The sequence below is a fragment of the Erwinia psidii genome, from assembly GCF_003846135.1.
Taxonomy (GTDB): domain Bacteria; phylum Pseudomonadota; class Gammaproteobacteria; order Enterobacterales; family Enterobacteriaceae; genus Erwinia; species Erwinia psidii.
This window is the reverse complement of sequence record NZ_RHHM01000003.1, coordinates 243,689-261,757: the sequence shown is the minus strand read 5'-3', so window position 1 is coordinate 261,757 and position 18,069 is coordinate 243,689. Positions and strand designations below refer to the sequence as shown.

General features: G+C 52.4%; 11 protein-coding genes, 3 tRNA genes and 1 pseudogene. 9 read left to right on the top strand and 6 right to left on the bottom strand.

Going from position 1 to position 18,069, the window contains the following annotated elements:
- Nucleotides 1–72: 72 nt before the first annotated feature.
- Nucleotides 73–4,017 (bottom strand): trifunctional transcriptional regulator/proline dehydrogenase/L-glutamate gamma-semialdehyde dehydrogenase, encoded by a 3,945-nt coding sequence (gene putA, locus EB241_RS05790; protein ID WP_124232260.1) that lies wholly within the window; start codon nucleotides 4,015–4,017, stop codon nucleotides 73–75.
- A 393-nt stretch (nucleotides 4,018–4,410) separates the two neighbouring features.
- On the opposite strand from putA, the gene putP reads away from it, so the two are divergent.
- The 6 genes from putP to phoH all read left to right on the top strand — a co-directional run bounded on the left by putP (nucleotide 4,411) and on the right by phoH (nucleotide 10,820).
- Nucleotides 4,411–5,895: a sodium/proline symporter PutP gene (gene putP / locus EB241_RS05785; RefSeq protein ID WP_124232259.1), complete on the top strand. Its 1,485-nt coding sequence runs from the start codon at nucleotides 4,411–4,413 to the stop codon at nucleotides 5,893–5,895.
- A gap of 163 nt (nucleotides 5,896–6,058) precedes the next feature.
- A complete protein-coding gene (gene efeU / locus EB241_RS05780; RefSeq protein ID WP_124232258.1) occupies nucleotides 6,059–6,892 on the top strand; it encodes an iron uptake transporter permease EfeU in 834 nt (277 codons plus the stop codon).
- A 35-nt stretch (nucleotides 6,893–6,927) separates the two neighbouring features.
- On the top strand, nucleotides 6,928–8,055 hold the full coding sequence (gene efeO / locus EB241_RS05775; protein ID WP_124232257.1) for an iron uptake system protein EfeO: 1,128 nt from the start codon (nucleotides 6,928–6,930) through the stop codon (nucleotides 8,053–8,055).
- Nucleotides 8,056–8,061: 6 nt separating this feature from the next.
- A complete protein-coding gene (efeB, locus tag EB241_RS05770) occupies nucleotides 8,062–9,348 on the top strand; it encodes an iron uptake transporter deferrochelatase/peroxidase subunit (protein WP_124232256.1) in 1,287 nt (428 codons plus the stop codon).
- Between the two features lie 410 nt (nucleotides 9,349–9,758).
- On the top strand, nucleotides 9,759–9,980 hold the full coding sequence (locus EB241_RS20850; RefSeq protein WP_158612383.1) for a hypothetical protein: 222 nt from the start codon (nucleotides 9,759–9,761) through the stop codon (nucleotides 9,978–9,980).
- Nucleotides 9,981–10,031: 51 nt separating this feature from the next.
- Nucleotides 10,032–10,820 (top strand): phosphate starvation-inducible protein PhoH, encoded by a 789-nt coding sequence (phoH, locus tag EB241_RS05765; protein WP_124232255.1) that lies wholly within the window; start codon nucleotides 10,032–10,034, stop codon nucleotides 10,818–10,820.
- Nucleotides 10,821–11,042: 222 nt separating this feature from the next.
- On the opposite strand, the pseudogene EB241_RS21320 reads toward phoH, so the two are convergent.
- From EB241_RS21320 to EB241_RS05740, 5 genes and pseudogenes are all read right to left on the bottom strand, one after another.
- Nucleotides 11,043–11,238: pseudogene (locus EB241_RS21320) on the bottom strand (IS1 family transposase); the annotation flags it as partial.
- Nucleotides 11,239–11,491: 253 nt separating this feature from the next.
- The gene (locus tag EB241_RS05755; RefSeq protein ID WP_124232253.1) at nucleotides 11,492–12,958 is read right to left on the bottom strand and encodes a hypothetical protein; all 1,467 of its coding nucleotides are present in this window, start codon (nucleotides 12,956–12,958) and stop codon (nucleotides 11,492–11,494) included.
- A 981-nt stretch (nucleotides 12,959–13,939) separates the two neighbouring features.
- A tRNA-Ser gene (locus tag EB241_RS05750) sits at nucleotides 13,940–14,027 on the bottom strand.
- A 476-nt stretch (nucleotides 14,028–14,503) separates the two neighbouring features.
- Nucleotides 14,504–14,591 (bottom strand) — tRNA-Ser (locus EB241_RS05745).
- A gap of 476 nt (nucleotides 14,592–15,067) precedes the next feature.
- Nucleotides 15,068–15,155, bottom strand: a tRNA-Ser gene (locus EB241_RS05740).
- Between the two features lie 433 nt (nucleotides 15,156–15,588).
- Between EB241_RS05740 and ghrA the strand changes: the two genes are divergently transcribed.
- From ghrA to EB241_RS05725, 3 genes are read left to right on the top strand one after another with little or no spacing between them, the layout of a single operon-like run.
- Nucleotides 15,589–16,530 (top strand): glyoxylate/hydroxypyruvate reductase GhrA, encoded by a 942-nt coding sequence (gene ghrA, locus EB241_RS05735; RefSeq protein ID WP_124232252.1) that lies wholly within the window; start codon nucleotides 15,589–15,591, stop codon nucleotides 16,528–16,530.
- Nucleotides 16,531–16,575: 45 nt separating this feature from the next.
- Complete coding sequence (locus EB241_RS05730) at nucleotides 16,576–17,313, top strand: phosphatase (RefSeq protein WP_124232251.1); 738 nt, start codon at nucleotides 16,576–16,578, stop codon at nucleotides 17,311–17,313.
- A 35-nt stretch (nucleotides 17,314–17,348) separates the two neighbouring features.
- Complete coding sequence (locus tag EB241_RS05725; protein WP_124232250.1) at nucleotides 17,349–17,909, top strand: TorD/DmsD family molecular chaperone; 561 nt, start codon at nucleotides 17,349–17,351, stop codon at nucleotides 17,907–17,909.
- Nucleotides 17,910–18,069 lie beyond the last annotated feature (160 nt).

Below are 18,069 nucleotides of genomic sequence, written 5' to 3'. Positions count from 1 at the left end.
CTGATGTGTGTCATGCTTAAACACGGTGCAGAGAGAATCCCCCTGAACAAGGGGGATTCTTTGTACCAGTCTTCAGCCAATGGTCATCAGGCTGGCATTGCCTCCCGCCGCGGCGGTATTTACACTGATCGCGCGTTCGGTCAACAGACGCTCCAACAGCAGCCTGGTATCGCCACGCTCAAATCCCTGTACGGAAACAATTGCTCCGTCGCGGGTCGCCACGTTCTGACATACCTCCCGTAACCGATCTGCATCACCGTGATAAATAACCGCATCAAAAGCGTGCTGTAACGGATCGCTGGCAAAGTCGATCCGCTCCTGCACGGCAGTGGGCAGGGTGTTGCCAAGGGTACGGTGCATCGGGTCGTCCTGCCATACTATCCGGCTACCGGTGGCGGTCACTGCCGCCAGCTGGATCAGCGCATCCTCCTGGTTATCCGCAAGGCACAGCACCCGTTCACGTGGCAGCAGAGCGTAGGTGTTGCGCTCTCCGGTTGGGCCGGGCAACAGGCGGACCGAACCGCTGTGGCTGAGTGCTTCATAATGGGCGCACAGTGCCGCAAGATCCGCCTTATCTCTCGCCCAGTCGGTTAACGCGTGATGCGCGGCAAGCAGCGCCGACCGGCGTGTGACATCCGCTGGTGCCTGGACATCGTGACGCGCGAGGGTAACGCTCAGCGCATCATCGGGACGGCTGGCCAGCAAACGATACAGACAGAGTGGACCACCGGCTTTCGGTCCGGTGCCCGACAGTCCCTCGCCGCCAAACGGCTGTACGCCCACTACGGCACCCACCATATTGCGGTTAACATAAATATTCCCGACATGAGCATGTTGGCTCACCTGGAGGATGGTTTCATCAATCCGCGTATGGACGCCCAGCGTCAGACCGTAACCGGAGGCATTAATCTGCCGGATAACCTGCGGCAGCGCGCTACGGCCGTAACGCACCACATGTAGCACCGGGCCGAACACTTCTTTATCAAGGTCAGTAACCTGTGGCAACTCAATCAGCGTGGGCAGGATAAAGGTGCCGCTTTGCCATGCTTTTGCATCCTCTTCGCTGTTCAGCGCCGACTGATACACTGTCATGCCTTTATTGCGCATCGCAGCGATATGACGCTCAATATTAAGCTTTGCTTCTTTGTCGATGACCGGCCCGATATCAGTGGAAAGCCGTTCCGGGTTGCCCATCCGGCATTCGGCCATCGCACCGCGCAGCATCTTCAGGGTGTTTTCGGCCACATCCTCCTGTATGCACAGCAGTCGCAGGGCCGAACAGCGCTGGCCGGCACTGTCAAAGGCGGACGCCACAATGTCGTTGACCACCTGCTCGGTCAGCGCCGAGGAGTCGACGATCATAGCGTTCAGCCCGCCGGTTTCCGCAATCAGCGGGACAGGACGTCCCTGCGGGTCCAGTCGGTCGGCAAGGGTTCGCTGCAGCAACGTGGCTACGCTGGTGGAGCCAGTAAACATCACGCCACGCACCCTGGGATCGGCAATCAGCTGTGCCCCCACCGTTTCACCCTCTCCAGGCAGCAGTTGCAGCGCGCCTTTGTGAACGCCGGCCTCATGCAATAATGCTACTGCAATGGCGGCGATCAGCGGTGTCTGTTCCGCCGGTTTTGCCAGCACACAGTTACCTGCTGCCAATGCGGCAGCGATCTGCCCGGTAAAAATAGCCAGCGGGAAATTCCACGGGCTGATACAGGCCACCGGCCCCAGCGGACGGTGCGTTTCATTGTCGAAATCATCACTCACCTGTTCTGCGTAGTAATGCAGGAAATCCACGGCTTCGCGCACTTCAGCAACCGCATTGCTGAACGTTTTTCCCGCCTCACGTACCAGCACACCGATCAGACGCTGTAACTGACTTTCCATCAGCACGGCGGCGCGGTGCAAAATAGCGGCGCGTTTTTGTGGTGGTGTGGCGAACCAGATCGGTGCGGCATTAACGGCGGCGTCAAGCGCCCTGTCAACATCGGCCGGGGTGGCATGACGTACCCAACCCACCACGTCATGCGGTTCCGCAGGATTCATCACCGGCAGCGCATCGCCGGCGATTGCTTCGCCATCCAGCATCGGTGCCGCCTGCCACGGCTGAATGGCACCGTTGAGCAGCGCGCTGGAGAGCGAAGCGAGGCGATGTTCATTGGCCAGATCCAGCCCGGCGGCGTTCTGCCGTACAGCGCCATAAAGATGGCGTGGCAGCGGAATTTTGGGGTGTGGCAGACCGATAACCCCTTCAGTTCGTGCCAGTTTTTCCACCTCTTCCACCGGGTCGGCCACCAGATCTCCCACCGCCAGCGTGGTATCAGCGATACGGTTGACAAAGGAAGTGTTAGCGCCATTTTCCAGCAGACGGCGTACCAGATACGCCAGCAGCGTTTCATGGCTGCCAACCGGGGCATAAATACGGCATGGGCGGTTCAGCTTGCCGTCGGATACTTTTCCCACCACCTGGTCATACAGCGGTTCACCCATGCCATGCAGGCACTGAAACTCGTACTGTCCCGGATAATAGTTATTGCCCGCCAGCTGATAAATGGCTGCCAGGGTGTGGGCGTTGTGGGTGGCAAACTGTGGGTAGACCAGATTCGGTATCGCCAGCAGCTTGCGTGCACAGGCAATATAGGCGATGTCGGTATAGACCTTGCGGGTGTACACCGGATAACCCTCCAGCCCGTCCTGCTGTGCGCGTTTGATTTCGCTGTCCCAGTAGGCGCCCTTCACCAGGCGTACCATTAACCGACGACGACTGCGGCTTGCCAGATCGGCCAGCGCATCAATCACCATCGGGCAGCGTTTCTGATAGGCCTGGATAACAAAACCGATCCCGTTCCAGCCTTCCAGTTCCGGCTCAAAACAGAGTTTCTCCAGAAGATCCAGCGACAGTTCAAGGCGGTCAGCTTCTTCCGCATCAATATTGATAGCGATATCGTAGCGCCGGGCCAGCAGTGTCAGCGATTTAAGCACCGGCCAGAGTTCGTCCATCACCCGATCGTACTGTGCCCGGCTGTAACGCGGGTGCAGCGCCGAGAGTTTGATTGAGATCCCCGGTCCTTCATATATGCCGCGCCCGTTGGAGGCTTTGCCGATAGCGTGAATGGCCTGTTGATACGAGAGCAGATAAGCCCTGGCGTCACTGGCGGTGAGTGCCGCTTCGCCCAGCATATCGTAAGAGTAGCGAAACCCTTTTTCTTCCAGTTTGCGTGCGTTGGCCAGGGCTTCAGCAATGGTTTCACCGATGACAAACTGTTCGCCCATCAGGCGCATCGCCATATCCACCCCTTTGCGTATCACGGGTTCACCCCGTTTGCCAATAATACGGTTCAGTGAATGGGAGAGGCTGGCTTCATTATGGGTCGCCACCAGACGACCGGTTATCAGCAGCCCCCAGGTTGCGGCGTTAACAAACAGCGAACGGCTGTGTCCCAGATGTGACTGCCAGTTACCGTTGCTGATTTTGTCGCGGATCAACGCATCGCGGGTAGGTTTATCGGGAATGCGCAACAGTGCTTCAGCCAGACACATCAGCGCCACTCCTTCCTGCGAAGAGAGAGAGAACTCCTGCAACAGAGCCTGCACCATGCCGGCGCGTCCGCCGGTACTCTTCTGCTGCCTCAGGTGGGTTGCCAGCTGGCTGGCGAGCTGGCTGGTTTGCTGGGCGATCCTGGTGGTGAGACGTGCCTGTTCCAACAGCGCCGGCACGGCTTCCGTCTCTGGTCGCCGCCAGGCAGCCGTGATGGCCGCCCGGGTGACGGATTGTGGCAGCACGGCTTCAGCAAAATGCAGAAAGGGCTGATGGGGTTCTTCGACAGGAGATGGCTCACTCTCTTCGGTCGGTGACGCGACTGACATTTCCGGCAGGGCGGCGCCGCGTTCCAGTTGTTCCAGATAATTATAGATAGCCTGTTTAATCAACCAGTGCGGCGTGCGATCGATCTGACTTGCAGCCAGCTTGATACGCTCACGGGTGGCCTCATCCAGTTTGACGCCCATAGTGGTGGTGCTCATATCTGAAACTCCTGATGCGTGACGATAATAAAAACAATATCAGGTATGTTGCAACTTTGTGCAACCTTGTGAAATGTGATGCCTGAAGCATAATTTTTAATTTACTGAGAAAAATGGAATGCCTGTTCCCTGAAAAAAAACGTTGTCACAATTTTTTCTTAAAATAATGTTTTTTATGTATTTTTATAAGTAAGGTCGCCATCTGTGAGCGGGTGCAACTTATTGGCGATAAACTAAAAAACGTTAGTGAAATTATTGTTTGGTTTGTGTTAAATGTTTTATCCTCAGGGCGTATTTAAGACAGGGCATCTCGTCCGATCAAAGGTGTACGATCAGCAGAATTGTACTGGCACACGCCGGGCGTATTAACAATGAAAAAAATGGAGAACCTGAATGACAGCAAGCACACCCATGGTGGTGACTTTTTGCGTGTATATCTTTGGCATGTTGCTGATAGGGTTTATTGCCTGGCGGTCAACAAAGAACTTTGATGACTATATTCTTGGTGGGCGAAGTTTGGGGAGTCTGGTCACGGCGTTGTCAGCCGGAGCATCGGATATGAGCGGCTGGCTACTGATGGGGCTGCCCGGTGCCGTTTTTCTTTCCGGGATTTCAGAAAGCTGGATTGCCATTGGCCTGATTATCGGCGCCTGGCTCAACTGGAAAATGGTTGCCGGTCGCCTGCGTGTACAGACCGAACACCATAATAATGCCCTGACGCTGCCGGATTATTTCTCCAGCCGGTTCGAGGATCGCAGTAAGCTGCTGAGGGTCATTTCTGCACTGGTTATTCTGGTGTTCTTCACCATTTACTGTGCCTCTGGCATTGTTGCCGGGGCGCGTCTGTTTGAAAGCACCTTTGGCATGAGTTATCAGACCGCGCTGTGGGCCGGTGCCGCCGCCACCATTATCTATACCTTTGTCGGTGGTTTTCTGGCGATCAGCTGGACGGACACCGTGCAGGCCAGCCTGATGATTTTCGCCCTGATCCTGACGCCAGTGATGGTGATAATTGCCGTAGGCGGCGTGGGCGACTCGCTGGCGGTCGTTGCCGCGAAAAGCATGGAAAATCTCAACATGCTCAAGGGGATGAATTTTATTGCGGTCATTTCCCTGCTGGGCTGGGGATTGGGCTATTTTGGCCAGCCGCATATCCTGGCACGTTTTATGGCTGCCGACTCTCACCGTTCCATCCGTTCTGCCCGCCGTATCGGCATGACGTGGATGATCCTCTGTTTGGGGGGCGCGGTGGCCGTCGGCTTCTTTGGTATCGCGTATTTTCAGAACCATCCCGATCGGGCGGCCGGTGTGTCACAGAATGGTGAACGCATCTTTATTGAGCTGGCACGCTTGCTGTTTAATCCGTGGATTGCGGGGGTGCTGCTTTCCGCGATTCTTGCGGCGGTGATGTCCACGCTCAGTTGCCAGCTGCTGGTGTGTTCCTCAGCGTTGACAGAAGATCTCTATAAAAACTATCTGCGCAAACACGCCAGCCAGCGTGAGCTGGTGTGGGTGGGGCGGGGTATGGTGCTGCTGGTGGCGCTGGTGGCTATCCTGCTGGCTTGTAACCCGGATAATCGCGTGTTAGGACTGGTGAGCTACGCCTGGGCTGGTTTTGGCGCGGCTTTCGGACCGGTAGTGCTGTTCTCCCTGCTTTGGAAACGCATGACAGGTAATGCCGCGTTGAGCGGAATGATTATCGGGGCCGTTACCGTGCTGGTATGGAAGCAGTATGCCTGGCTGGGTCTCTACGAAATCATCCCCGGTTTCCTGTTTGCGAGCCTGGCCATCGTGCTGGTCAGCCTGCTGGGTCGTGAGCCTTCTGCCGCGATGCAGCAGCGTTTTGCAGCAGCGGACGCCGAATTCAGAGCACATTAATCCTTGCAGGTCGCCTACGGCGGCCTGTTTTTTTGCCTCTCTTTAGCACAAGAAAATAACCGTGAAGGCTTGTTTTTTTGTGTCCGATAATGATAATCGGTATCGTTTTGATTTACCTTTCTTTACTCTGTCTGAAATTTTCTTAACACTTGAGGGTGTTGGCATGTTTGTCCCGTTTCTCATCATGTTACGTGAAGGGCTGGAAGCAGCGCTGATTGTCAGCCTGATTGCCGGATATCTGAAGCGCACCGGGCGCGGCGAGTGGTTCGCTGCCATGTGGATTGGGGTGTTTGCTGCGGTCGCGATCTGTCTTGGTCTGGGTTGGTTTATTAATGAAACCACCGGCGAATTTCCCCAAAAGCAGCAGGAACTGTTTGAAGGGCTGGTCGCAGTAGTTGCCGTCGGTATTCTGACCTGGATGGTTTTCTGGATGCGTAAGGTTTCACGCAACGTGAAGGCACAGCTGGAAGGCGCGGTTGATAATGCCTTGCAGAAAGGCAACGGTAGCGGTTGGGCGCTGGTGATGATGGTGTTTCTCGCCGTAGTAAGGGAAGGTCTTGAATCGGTATTTTTCCTGTTGGCGGCGTTTCAGCAGGATGTGGGCATTGCTCCGCCGCTGGGGGCGCTACTGGGCCTTGCCACCGCCATTACTCTCGGGGGATTAATTTACTGGGGAGGCGTCCGGCTCAATCTGGCACTGTTTTTCCGCTGGACCAGCCTGTTTATTCTGTTTGTCGCAGCCGGCCTGGCGGCAGGGGCTATCCGGGCTTTCCACGAGGCCGGACTGTGGAATCATTTTCAGGCGGTGGCCTTTGATTTAAGTCATTCACTCTCAACCGCTACGCTGCCTGGCACGCTGCTGGAAGGCATTTTTGGCTATCAGGAAGCGCCCAGCGTCAGTGAAGTGGCGGTCTGGTTAATCTATTTAGTTCCGGCGCTGCTGCTGTTTTTTATGCCAGCGCGTCCTCAGGCGGCAGTGATACGCACCTCGCGTTGACACTTTCCACGATGAACTTCTCACAGGTATTTACTATGAATCTTCGTTTTCGTCAGTCTGCACTGACTGTTGCACTTCTTACCCTGCTCGCCGGTTCCTCAGCGGCAATGGCGGCAGATATTCCACAGGTGAAGATCACCGTCACTGACCAACAGTGCGAACCGATGGCGGTGAGCGTCAGTGCCGGAAAAACCCAGTTCATTATCCAGAACAACAGTCAGAAAGCCCTGGAGTGGGAGATCCTGAAAGGGGTGATGGTGGTGGAAGAGCGTGAAAATATCGCTCCTGGCTTCACCCAGAAGCTGACCGCCAATCTGGAGGCGGGTGAATATGAGATGACCTGTGGCCTGTTGAGTAACCCAAAAGGTAAGCTTACCGTGAAAAGCGGCAACGCCGCACCGTCCACGGGTAAACAGGATGTGATGCAACTGGCGGGGCCGATCGCTGAATACAAAGCCTATGTTACCAAAGAGGTGGCCGATCTCGTCAGCGGGACCAAAGCCTTTACCGATGCGGTGAAAGCGGGCGACCTCGATAAAGCCAAAGCGCTCTATGCTCCAACGCGCCGTCATTATGAGCGTATTGAGCCAATTGCCGAGTTGTTCTCTGACCTCGACAGCAGCATCGATGCCCGTGAAGATGATTACGAGAAAAAAGCCGCCGATCCGAAGTTCACCGGCTGGCACCGGCTGGAAAAAGCGTTGTTTGGCGACAGCAGCACGAAAGGGATGAACGACTACGCTGACAGGCTGAACAGCGACACCCTTGAGCTACAGAAACGTGTCAGTGAGCTGGCTTTCCCGCCGGGCAAAGTGGTCGGTGGTGCCGCCGCGCTGATAGAAGAAGTTGCCTCCAGCAAAATTTCCGGTGAAGAAGACCGCTACAGTCGCAGCGATCTTTCTGACTTCCAGGCGAATGTTGATGGCGCGAAGAAAATCGTCGATCTGCTACGGCCAATGCTGAAGAAAGCCGATGCGGCACTGTTGGCTAAAGTCGATGCCAACTTCAAAAAAGTTGACGCCATTCTTGCAAAATATCGTAACAAAGCTGGGTTTGAGTCTTACGATAAGCTGAGCGACGCGGATCGTACCGCGCTGAAAGGGCCGATCACTACCCTTGCAGAAGATTTATCAAAACTGCGCGGCACGCTGGGACTGGATTAACGGGTTATGGCAAGAAATTCTTCTGACGACGCGGCGTTGCCTGAACGCCGTCGTTTACTGAAGGGCATGGGCATCCTGGGTGGTGCCTTTGCCCTCGGCGGTGGATGCCCGGTTCAGGCCGGTGCGGATAAGACTTCTTTCTCGCCGGGTGCACTGTCTCCCAACGCCCGACAGGAAGCTCAACCTTATTATGGTCTGCATCAGGCGGGTATTATCACGCCGCAACAGGCGTCAATGATGCTGGTGGCTTTTGACGTTCTGGCCACGGATAAAGCCGAGCTGGAACGCCTGTTCCGCTTGCTTGACAACCGCATTGCCTTTCTGACCACAGGCGGCAAAGCACCGCAGGTTGATAATCCCCGGCTGCCTCCGATGGACTCCGGGATACTGGGGGAGGTTATTTATCCTGATAACCTGACGGTTACGGTCTCGGTGGGCGATTCACTGTTTGATGCGCGCTTTGGTTTACAGGCACACAAACCGCTGAAGTTACAGCCGATGAGCCGCTTTCCCAATGATGCGCTGGACAGCAGCCTGTGCCACGGCGATATACTGTTGCAAATTTGTGCCAACACCAATGATACGGTGATCCACGCACTACGCGACATTATCAAGCACACGCCCGATCTGCTCAGTGTGCGCTGGCGGCGGGAAGGGTTTATCTCTGACCACGCGGCACGCAGCAAGGGAAAAGAGACACCGGTAAATCTGCTCGGTTTTAAAGATGGCACCGCCAATCCCGACACCAGCAATCAGACGCTGATGGACTCGATCCTTTGGGTATCGGCGGAGCAGGGCGAACCGGCCTGGGCGCAAAATGGCAGCTATCAGGCCGTCCGTATGATTCAGTTTCATGTCGAGTTCTGGGATCGCACGCCGCTTCAGGAGCAGCAGACCATCTTTGGTCGGGCCAAGCAGAGCGGTGCGCCGCTGGGGATGCACAATGAACACGATGTGCCGGATTACAGCCGCGATCCTGAGGGCAACACTATCCCGCTGGATGCGCACATTCGTCTGGCCAATCCACGCACGCCTGAGACACAAAGCAGTCTGATGCTGCGCCGTGGCTACAGTTATTCTCTGGGTGTGTCTCATGCCGGCCAGCTGGAAATGGGATTGCTGTTTGTCTGTTATCAGCACGATCTTGAGAAAGGGTTTCTTAGCGTACAGAAAAGACTCAATGGCGAAGCGCTTGAGGAATATATCAAGCCAGTTGGCGGCGGTTACTTTTTTGTTTTACCGGGTGTCGCTGACGAGAAACATTATCTTGGGCAAACCCTGCTTGAGGCATAGGTATTTCAGCCTTCCTGCCAGTACGGCATGGAGGGCTGTTTTTTATGGCTAAATATTCGCCACTCTCTGAAGTGACCCACAGAGATAATGCAATACCCTGAAAAGTGTCTTTGCCTGTCCGGTAAAATTTAAATCCAGCGGCAGAATCTGTCACCGGTCGTGCCAGTAATAAAACCTCCGGCATTTTTAACTTTTAATTTACAAATTTTTATTACCATTCTCTGGCGAATTTATTGTCATATTCAACTGATTTGTATGGGTATTTTAAATTACCACTCTTGCTATGAGCGTTAATTAATCTCGAATGCTGCTAACATGTAAAAATTAAAGTTGCATTTTGGTTTAGATCTGTTGCACTTTATTAACAGCGAGTTTGGGCAGTGTTCCAGTGTTCATCACGGAGAGCGCGAATGATAAAGTCCTGTATTACACGGCAGCATCAGAAAATAACCACCGCATCTCCTGGCGAAGGCCTCATTGTCCTGACGCCGTTCTTTATTCTTCTGTTTAACAACTCACCAAATCCGATGTCATCCGATATGCCGACGGCCTGTTTGTCGCTGGTTTATCATTCTCAACGGCTATTCCAGGCTTACAAGGGAGCCACCAAAACCTCTAAAGCGTTCACGTAATCGCGTCGACAGCAACGACGCGGGAAATGAAACCAACTGTAAGGTGCCACTATGGGAAGACAGAAAGCAGTGATCAAAGCGCGTCGTGAAGCAAAACGTGTGCTTCGTAGCGATTCACGCAGTCACCGTCAGCGTGAAGAAGAATCGGTCACCTCGCTGGTGCAAATGGGTGGGTTGGATGCCATTGGTATGGCACGCGACAGTCGTGACCATTCACCCATTGAAGCCCGTAATGAAGCGCAGGCTCACTATCTTAACGCCATAGAAAACAAGCAGCTGATTTTCGCCACCGGTGAAGCAGGCTGCGGTAAAACCTGGATTAGCGCCGCAAAAGCGGCAGCGGCCCTGATTAATAAGGATGTCGACAGGATTATCGTGACGCGGCCGGTATTGCAGGCGGATGAGGACCTGGGTTTCCTGCCTGGGGATATTTCCGAGAAGTTCGCACCCTATTTCCGGCCGGTGTATGACGTTCTGGTTAAACGTCTTGGTTCGTCCTTTATGCAGTATTGTTTGCGTCCCGAAATCGCTAAGGTGGAAATTGCACCTTTTGCCTATATGCGTGGACGTACCTTCGAAAATGCCGTTGTGATCCTTGACGAGGCGCAAAACGTTACGGCGGCACAAATGAAGATGTTCCTGACTCGCCTTGGGGAAAATGTCACGGTTATCGTCAATGGGGATATTACCCAGTGCGATCTTCCGTCCCATGTCCAGTCCGGCCTCAGCGATGCGCTGGCACGATTCAAAGAGGACGAGATGGTCGGCGTGGTACGTTTCGCCAAAGAGGACTGCGTGCGCTCTCAGCTGTGTCAGCGTACCCTGATGGCCTACGGTTAAGGCCCGTTGTCAGTTCATCTTTCAAAGCCCGGATGCAAGTCCGGGTTTCTTCTTCCCTGTTTACCTTCATTTGACTCAGGCACCGACAGGATGTCTCCCCGGCGTTTTTCCTGTTACTTTGTCGCTGTTGGCACGGAGAGTACGTTCGCCCTGGACTGACCCCCCTATCAGGCGACCCTGAGAACGAAGCAGATAAGGCATCCAATCAATGGAGCATGTGTTGTCGGTAAAGGTCCCAACAATCTTTGCATGAAGTTTTACAGAGCGTAAAAAGCAGATGGTTCTGCGGGCAAGTCTTTTGATTCGGGTTCTCAGCCTGAGGTTGTCACACAATGCGCTGAGTAAAAATTTAACCGGCCAGATGCCTGTTTTTCGGCACCGCCCGGCGATAGCTACCCCAGTCGTCGTTGGCGAGGATGGCGGTAAAGCTGAGTGGACGGAAAGCAGGGACAATAGACGTTAACGCTGGCTATGAAAGAACCTCAAAAGCCTGGGTTATTAATCGGATCTAACCAATCTGAGGCATCGCCGGATAATGAAGGCGACGAAAGGGTTTTCGGATTAGCAATATGGTCAGGACACATGGCAAAAAAATAGCATGTTACCTGACCACAATTTGAAGTGACGAACCGTGCTATGCAAACAGGGTTCAGGTTTACAAAGGAATACCTTTACACCTCATAACCGGTAACGGTGAGATCCAGATGGCCTTTCGAACGATGTGTAATTGCGGTACTTGTCACTGTACTACGGACACCTTCAAAAATATTACTGCGGAAGAAGCTACTGTGCACCAGTGAATGATGGCTATCAATGTTATTTTCGTTAAAACTGCCCGCATTATAAAAACTGACGCGGCTTATTTTCACAAATCGGTCATGACCATAGTCACGGATGTTGATGGTGATATCAAGATTAGGTCGCCCATGACCTAACACCATACGTAAGAAAAGTACTCCGTCTTCGTTTCCAAGTTGAGATATTCTGAAGGGAATACTCAGACTCATTTTACTTTTGATCAATCCGTCTCCCGCGAAAAGCGAGTTGCTGTTTTGTCTGCGTACAACAAATATTGGGTAATCTGAAGCATTATGAATATTCAGTGTCAGCGTAATATCGCGGGTTGGATGCCCTGAATTTATTGCTTCGGCAATGCTCATTGCGGCGGAAGCAAGAGAAATGACACCGGTGATAGCACCGAAAATTGAATAAGTGGCCAGGGAAGAATGGCCATTTCTGCTATAACCCATCAGTGTTTCCCGGCAGAACATCCTTGCTGGGTTTCCAACCTGAGCATTGAAATAAACGTCATTATAGGGGGTGAAGCCGGGAGGAAAACCCGGTTGGTCAGGGTGAGTGATTTCATCAGGATTATGTCCGGGTGGCGTTGGTTGCGAAGGCCGATCCAAATCGGTTTTGCCTGAAGGTGTAAATGTCAGCACATTACTCACCACTTCATTGTCATGTCTGTTTGAATACTGTGAGCCATAGAAAACCATGCCGAAAGAGGCTTCTTTTGACTGGTTATTTCTTCTGTGCGTGGCATACATCATATCGCTTGCTCCCCACGTTGGGCGGGGAGAAATACGATCGTTATCAATCTGAATGTATTCTATCTGTGTTCTGTTATGTGACTGACTGCCAAGACGAACACAAATTTCAATGCACATTACCTCGTTAAGACCAGGTAAATTTTCCTCTGATACCAGAGTCGGGTCTGTACTGATGCCGAAAAAAACGAAGGTATGAAGACCGCCAGTTAATCTGTTTGCTTCAACCCGGTATTGACACTCTTCTCCAGGAAAAAGGGGGCGTATAGTGTGAGTATAATAAGCGCCCCGGGGTATACCAGCAGCCTGTCTGGGACTTTGCACCGAAGCTGGTACGAGGATCATTAATGAATCATTTTTGAAGGTTAACTGATAGGCAGTTCTGCCTGATTCACCTGTAGTGGCAGGGAAGTTCGCTGCCGCGGTACCCAAACTGACGGATTGTGTGATCAAATCTATAATGCTTCCAATAAATGAAAAGTTAGCGCTAATTCCCTGTTCGGCTACCACTTTTTCCGCATATGCTATTCCTTCAGCTATATCATCACAGGCATCCAGTGAGTTCATTTCAATCAGCAAGCCGGACATATTGATTTCCTCATATTAATAAAAAGGTTGCTTGTTTATATTGTTGTGAATGGGTGTTTTTATTCGGAAGAATCAAAAATTTTATATTTATTCTCTCAGGTAAAGTCTATGTAATATTTTTTCATTGATGTTTTTTATTTTAGTTATATGTAATGTGGAAGGCACGGTTAATAATTGATTGAGTAATTTAAAAATTAACATTTTGTTGTTTTAATTGTAAAAAATGGTATCGAAGTGGTGGTTATTTTTAAAATTACACAATGTGAAGTAATTACAGCGATCGGGATTATGAGTTTGTATTTAACTTCTTTTCCGGCATTATGATGATAATGTGTTAACAGGTGTAATGTGGTAAATGAAACAGCATATCAATTGAAGGCTATCGGTTGTCTTTTATATTACCTCAATGTTTCTGTGGGGGTGGTTTTTCGCTCTCACTCGACAATGTTACTGTTTTATGCTGATTCGCGGGTGCCATTCTGATAATGGCAGCTGTCCGATATATAAATAAATTCAACTTCGACTCTGTGGCGGAGAATGATTATTTCAGATAATTATAGATCCATCTGAATATTTTTATTTGCTGGTTTTTCTGGTGATGAGATAAAGGCTGTTGCGATGATTTTTATAGATAATTCATTGTCATATTAGGGCAATGACACTGTTCAACTCCAGATCTTCGCTGGCAGGTTTCGTTCCTTTCACAAAAGCAGCACATAAGATGATGGTCCAGCCCATTCCCCGCTTCGCGCAATATGCAAAAAAAAGTCTGAATGTGAATTCAGACTCTTCTTCAGAATAGGGCGGTGAGGGGGGATTGATTCGCTTCGCTCACCCTGCGGGCAGTCCGTCCGCGGGCGTCCGGCCTGTCCTGACGGCGTTGCCGTCAGTCGACCCCCGTCGGGGGTTCTCACCACCCCCTCATCGGGGCAATATGCAAAAAAAAAGTCTGAATGTGAATTCAGACTCTTCTTCAGAAGATGGCGGTGAGGGGGGGATTCGAACCCCCGATACGTTGCCGTATACACACTTTCCAGGCGTGCTCCTTCAGCCACTCGGACACCTCACCAAATTTTAACTGCTACGCCCTTGAGGGGCGACGGGGCGCTACTATAGGCAGTCGCCTGGTTACGGTCAAGAAAAATATGCTTTTTATTCTCGCAGGTTAAGAAACGTTCGGCATCCGAATCTGACTGATATCAGCGCGGGTTATTGAGATTGACAGATAACCTCTGGCTGGCCGGGGTTTTGTATAAACCTTGTCTGATCTTGGCACAGAGTTTCAGGAAGGATTCACCACCCCCTCATCGGGGCAATATGCAAAAAAAAAGTCTGAATGTGAATTCAGACTCTTCTTCAGAAGATGGCGGTGAGGGGGGGATTGATTCGCTTCGCTCACCCTGCGGGCAGTCCGTCCGCGGGCGTCCGGCCTGTCCTGACGGCGTTGCCGTCAGTCGACCCCCGTCGGGGGTTCTCACCACCCCCTCATCGGGGCAATATGCAAAAAAAAAGTCTGAATGTGAATTCAGACTCTTCTTCAGAAGATGGCGGTGAGGGGGGGATTCGAACCCCCGATACGTTGCCGTATACACACTTTCCAGGCGTGCTCCTTCAGCCACTCGGACACCTCACCAAATTTTAACTGCTACGCCCTTGAGGGGCGACGGGGCGCTACTATAGGCAGTCGCCTGGTTACGGTCAAGAAAAATATGCTTTTTATTCTCGCAGGTTAAGAAACGTTCGGCATCCGAATCTGACTGATATCAGCGCGGGTTATTGAGATTGACAGATAACCTCTGGCTGGCCGGGGTTTTGTATAAACCTTGTCTGATCTTGGCACAGAGTTTCAGGAAGGATTCACCACCCCCTCATCGGGGCAATATGCAAAAAAAAAGTCTGAATGTGAATTCAGACTCTTCTTCAGAAGATGGCGGTGAGGGGGGGATTGATTCGCTTCGCTCACCCTGCGGGCAGTCCGTCCGCGGGCGTCCGGCGTGTCCTGACGGCGTTGCCGTCAGTCGACCCCCGTCGGGGGTTCTCACCACCCCCTCATCGGGGCAATATGCAAAAAAAAAGTCTGAATGTGAATTCAGACTCTTCATCAGAATATGGCGGTGAGGGGGGGATTCGAACCCCCGATACGTTGCCGTATACACACTTTCCAGGCGTGCTCCTTCAGCCACTCGGACACCTCACCACACTGTTACCATAACGCCGTCATGGAATCGCGATAATCTAGGCAAAACCATCGTCGCGGTCAATACTATTCCCATGTTTTTGCATGTGTTTAGCCAGTTTTACTGCAGTTTGTTTTTAAAATCACCAAAGAGATACATTATTATGACTAAAGCTACGGCTATACCAGACTGTGCCGTGTCGTACGACTCTGACGTCCGAACAGATTCAGGTACTCAAATTACCCGGTCATACAAAATAAATATGACAACAGACGTCATGATCCAGTATCAGGAATAATACTGTTCTGTATATCATTTATCGCGCCCTCAGCATCTTGCTGTGCAGCGGGCAACTGTGCAACTGAAGTTGTCGCTGATTAGGCGCGTTTCAGCAATTTTATCTTGTCAGGCGTCACTTTTTCCCTGAGCTTAAGAAAAAACAGGAGAGCAACAGTGGACATCATTTTCTACCATCCTTCTTTTAATGCTGAAAAATGGCGTCAGGGGCTGCAACAGCGCTTACCACATGCCCGTGTACGCATCTGGACGCCGGGTGATGACGCTGCCGCAGATTACGCGCTGGTGCGGCAGCCTCCCGTGGAAATGTTACAGGGGCGTAGCGGGCTGAAAGGCGTGTTCGCGCTGGGGGCGGGCGTGGATGATATTCTTGGACAGCTGCGCAAAAATCCACAGATGTTGCCGCCAGAAGTACCACTGTTCCGACTGGAAGATACCGGAATGGGGCGCCAGATGCAGGAGTATGTGGTGTATCACGTTCTTGGTTGGTTTCGCCGCTTCACGGAGTATCAGCAGCAGAAGAGTGAGGCCCACTGGCACTATTTACGCAATTACACTCGGGATGAGTTCAGCATCGGCATTCTTGGTGCCGGGGTACTGGGGCGATCTGTGGCAGAGAGCCTGCAGGCGTGGGACTTCCCGGTGCGTTGCTGGAGCCGCTCGCCAAAAGATTTTCCCGGCGTTACCAGTTTTTATGGTGATACGCAGCTCAGTGCGTTTCTCTCCGGCACTCAGGTGCTGATTAACCTGTTACCACATACCCCACAGACGGAAGGTATTCTCAACCGCCGCCTGTTGAGCCAGCTAAAACCGCACGCTTTTCTGATGAATCTTGCCCGTGGTGCGCATCTGGTGGAATCGGATCTGCTGGCGGCTATTGAAGCAGGGGAAATTAAAGCGGCCGCACTCGACGTTTTTGTTCAGGAACCGCTGCCGCAGGATCATCCGTTCTGGCAACATCCGGCCGTTGCCATCACCCCTCACAATGCCGCCGTCACTCTGCGGGATGAGGCTCTTGATGCTATCGCGCGTGCCATAGGACAATGTGAAGCGGGTGAAACCCCCGTCGGACGTGTGGATGTGGGGCGCGGTTATTAATCAATGCGGCAGGGTAACACTGCCGGATATCGTCAGGAGAATGTTATGTATCCCGTTGATCTTCATATGCATACCGTTGCCAGTACCCATGCATACAGTACCCTACACGATTATATTCATCAGGCGCAGCAGTGCGGGGTGAAGTTGCTGGCTGTCACCGATCACGGCCCTGATATGGCCGATGCACCGCACTACTGGCATTTTGTTAATATGCGCGTCTGGCCACGGGTGGTACAGGGGGTCGGTATTTTGCGCGGCATCGAAGCGAATATTAAAAACATTGACGGTGAAATCGACTGTAGCGGGCCGATGACTGAGGTGATGGATATTGTGGTGGCGGGTTTCCACGAACCGGTTTTTGCTCCACGCGACCGCGAGACGCACACTGCGGCGATGATCGCGGCGATGGCCAGCGGCCATGTGCATATCATCAGTCATCCGGGCAATCCCAAATACCCGGTTGATATTCCGGCGATTGCCGCTGCCGCCGCGAAATATCAGGTGGCGCTGGAGCTGAATAACTCGTCTTTTACCCATTCGCGTCCTGGCAGTGAGCCTTTCTGTCGTCAGATTGCCGCAGCGGTTCGTGATGCGGGTGGGTGGATCGCTTTTGGTTCAGATTCACATACTGCGTTCACATTGGGTAATTTTGAGCACTGCCTGCGTATTGCCAAGGAAGTGGATTTTCCGCAGGATCGCATATTAAATGTCACACCGCGGCGGTTACTTGATTTCCTGCAACGACGCACGGGGAAAAGAATTGCTGAACTCGCTGATATGTGACCCTGTCACTTTTATATTTCAACGGACCCATCACGATGAATGAATTTTCTGTTATCTGCCGCATTCTTGGCTCACTGTTCCGTCGACAGCCGCAGGACCCGCTGTTGGTGCCTCTTTTTACGCTACTACGTGAAGGTAAATTGCAACAGCAGTGGCCACTGGAACAGGATGAAATGTTGACACGCTTACGGCTTAATAGCGATCCCATGACGCTGGCCGCTGATTATAATGCGCTCTTTGTTGGCAGTGAGTGCCGGGTGCCACCTTATGCTTCACAGTGGGAGAACGGGCCACGGGAGGAGGATGTACGACAGTTTCTCCGGGAACGGGGAATGCCACTGGCGGAGTCTTCCAGCGATCATTTTGGCGCCCTTTTACTGGCCTCGTCCTGGCTGGAAGATCAGTCACAGGAGAATGAAAGTCAGGCGCAGATAACCTTGTTTGATCGCTATCTGTTGCCCTGGTGTGGCACCTTCCTTGGCAAGGTGGAAGCCCACGCCGACACTGCATTTTATCGAACACTGGCCGCACTCACCCGTGAAGCCATACAGGCGATGCGCGACGAGCTGGAAGAAGAGCAGGCGCGCGGTGCCTGATGCCGTCAGCCTGGTGAAACAGAACCTGACCGTTTTCTGTACCGCCGTCGTCTGATAACCGGCATTACGGGGAAGTCCGCCTCCCCAACAGGGTGGGCGTGACAGTGAATATCAATGAAAGAAAAAAGTGATATCACCGTAGTAAGGTGGCATATCACTC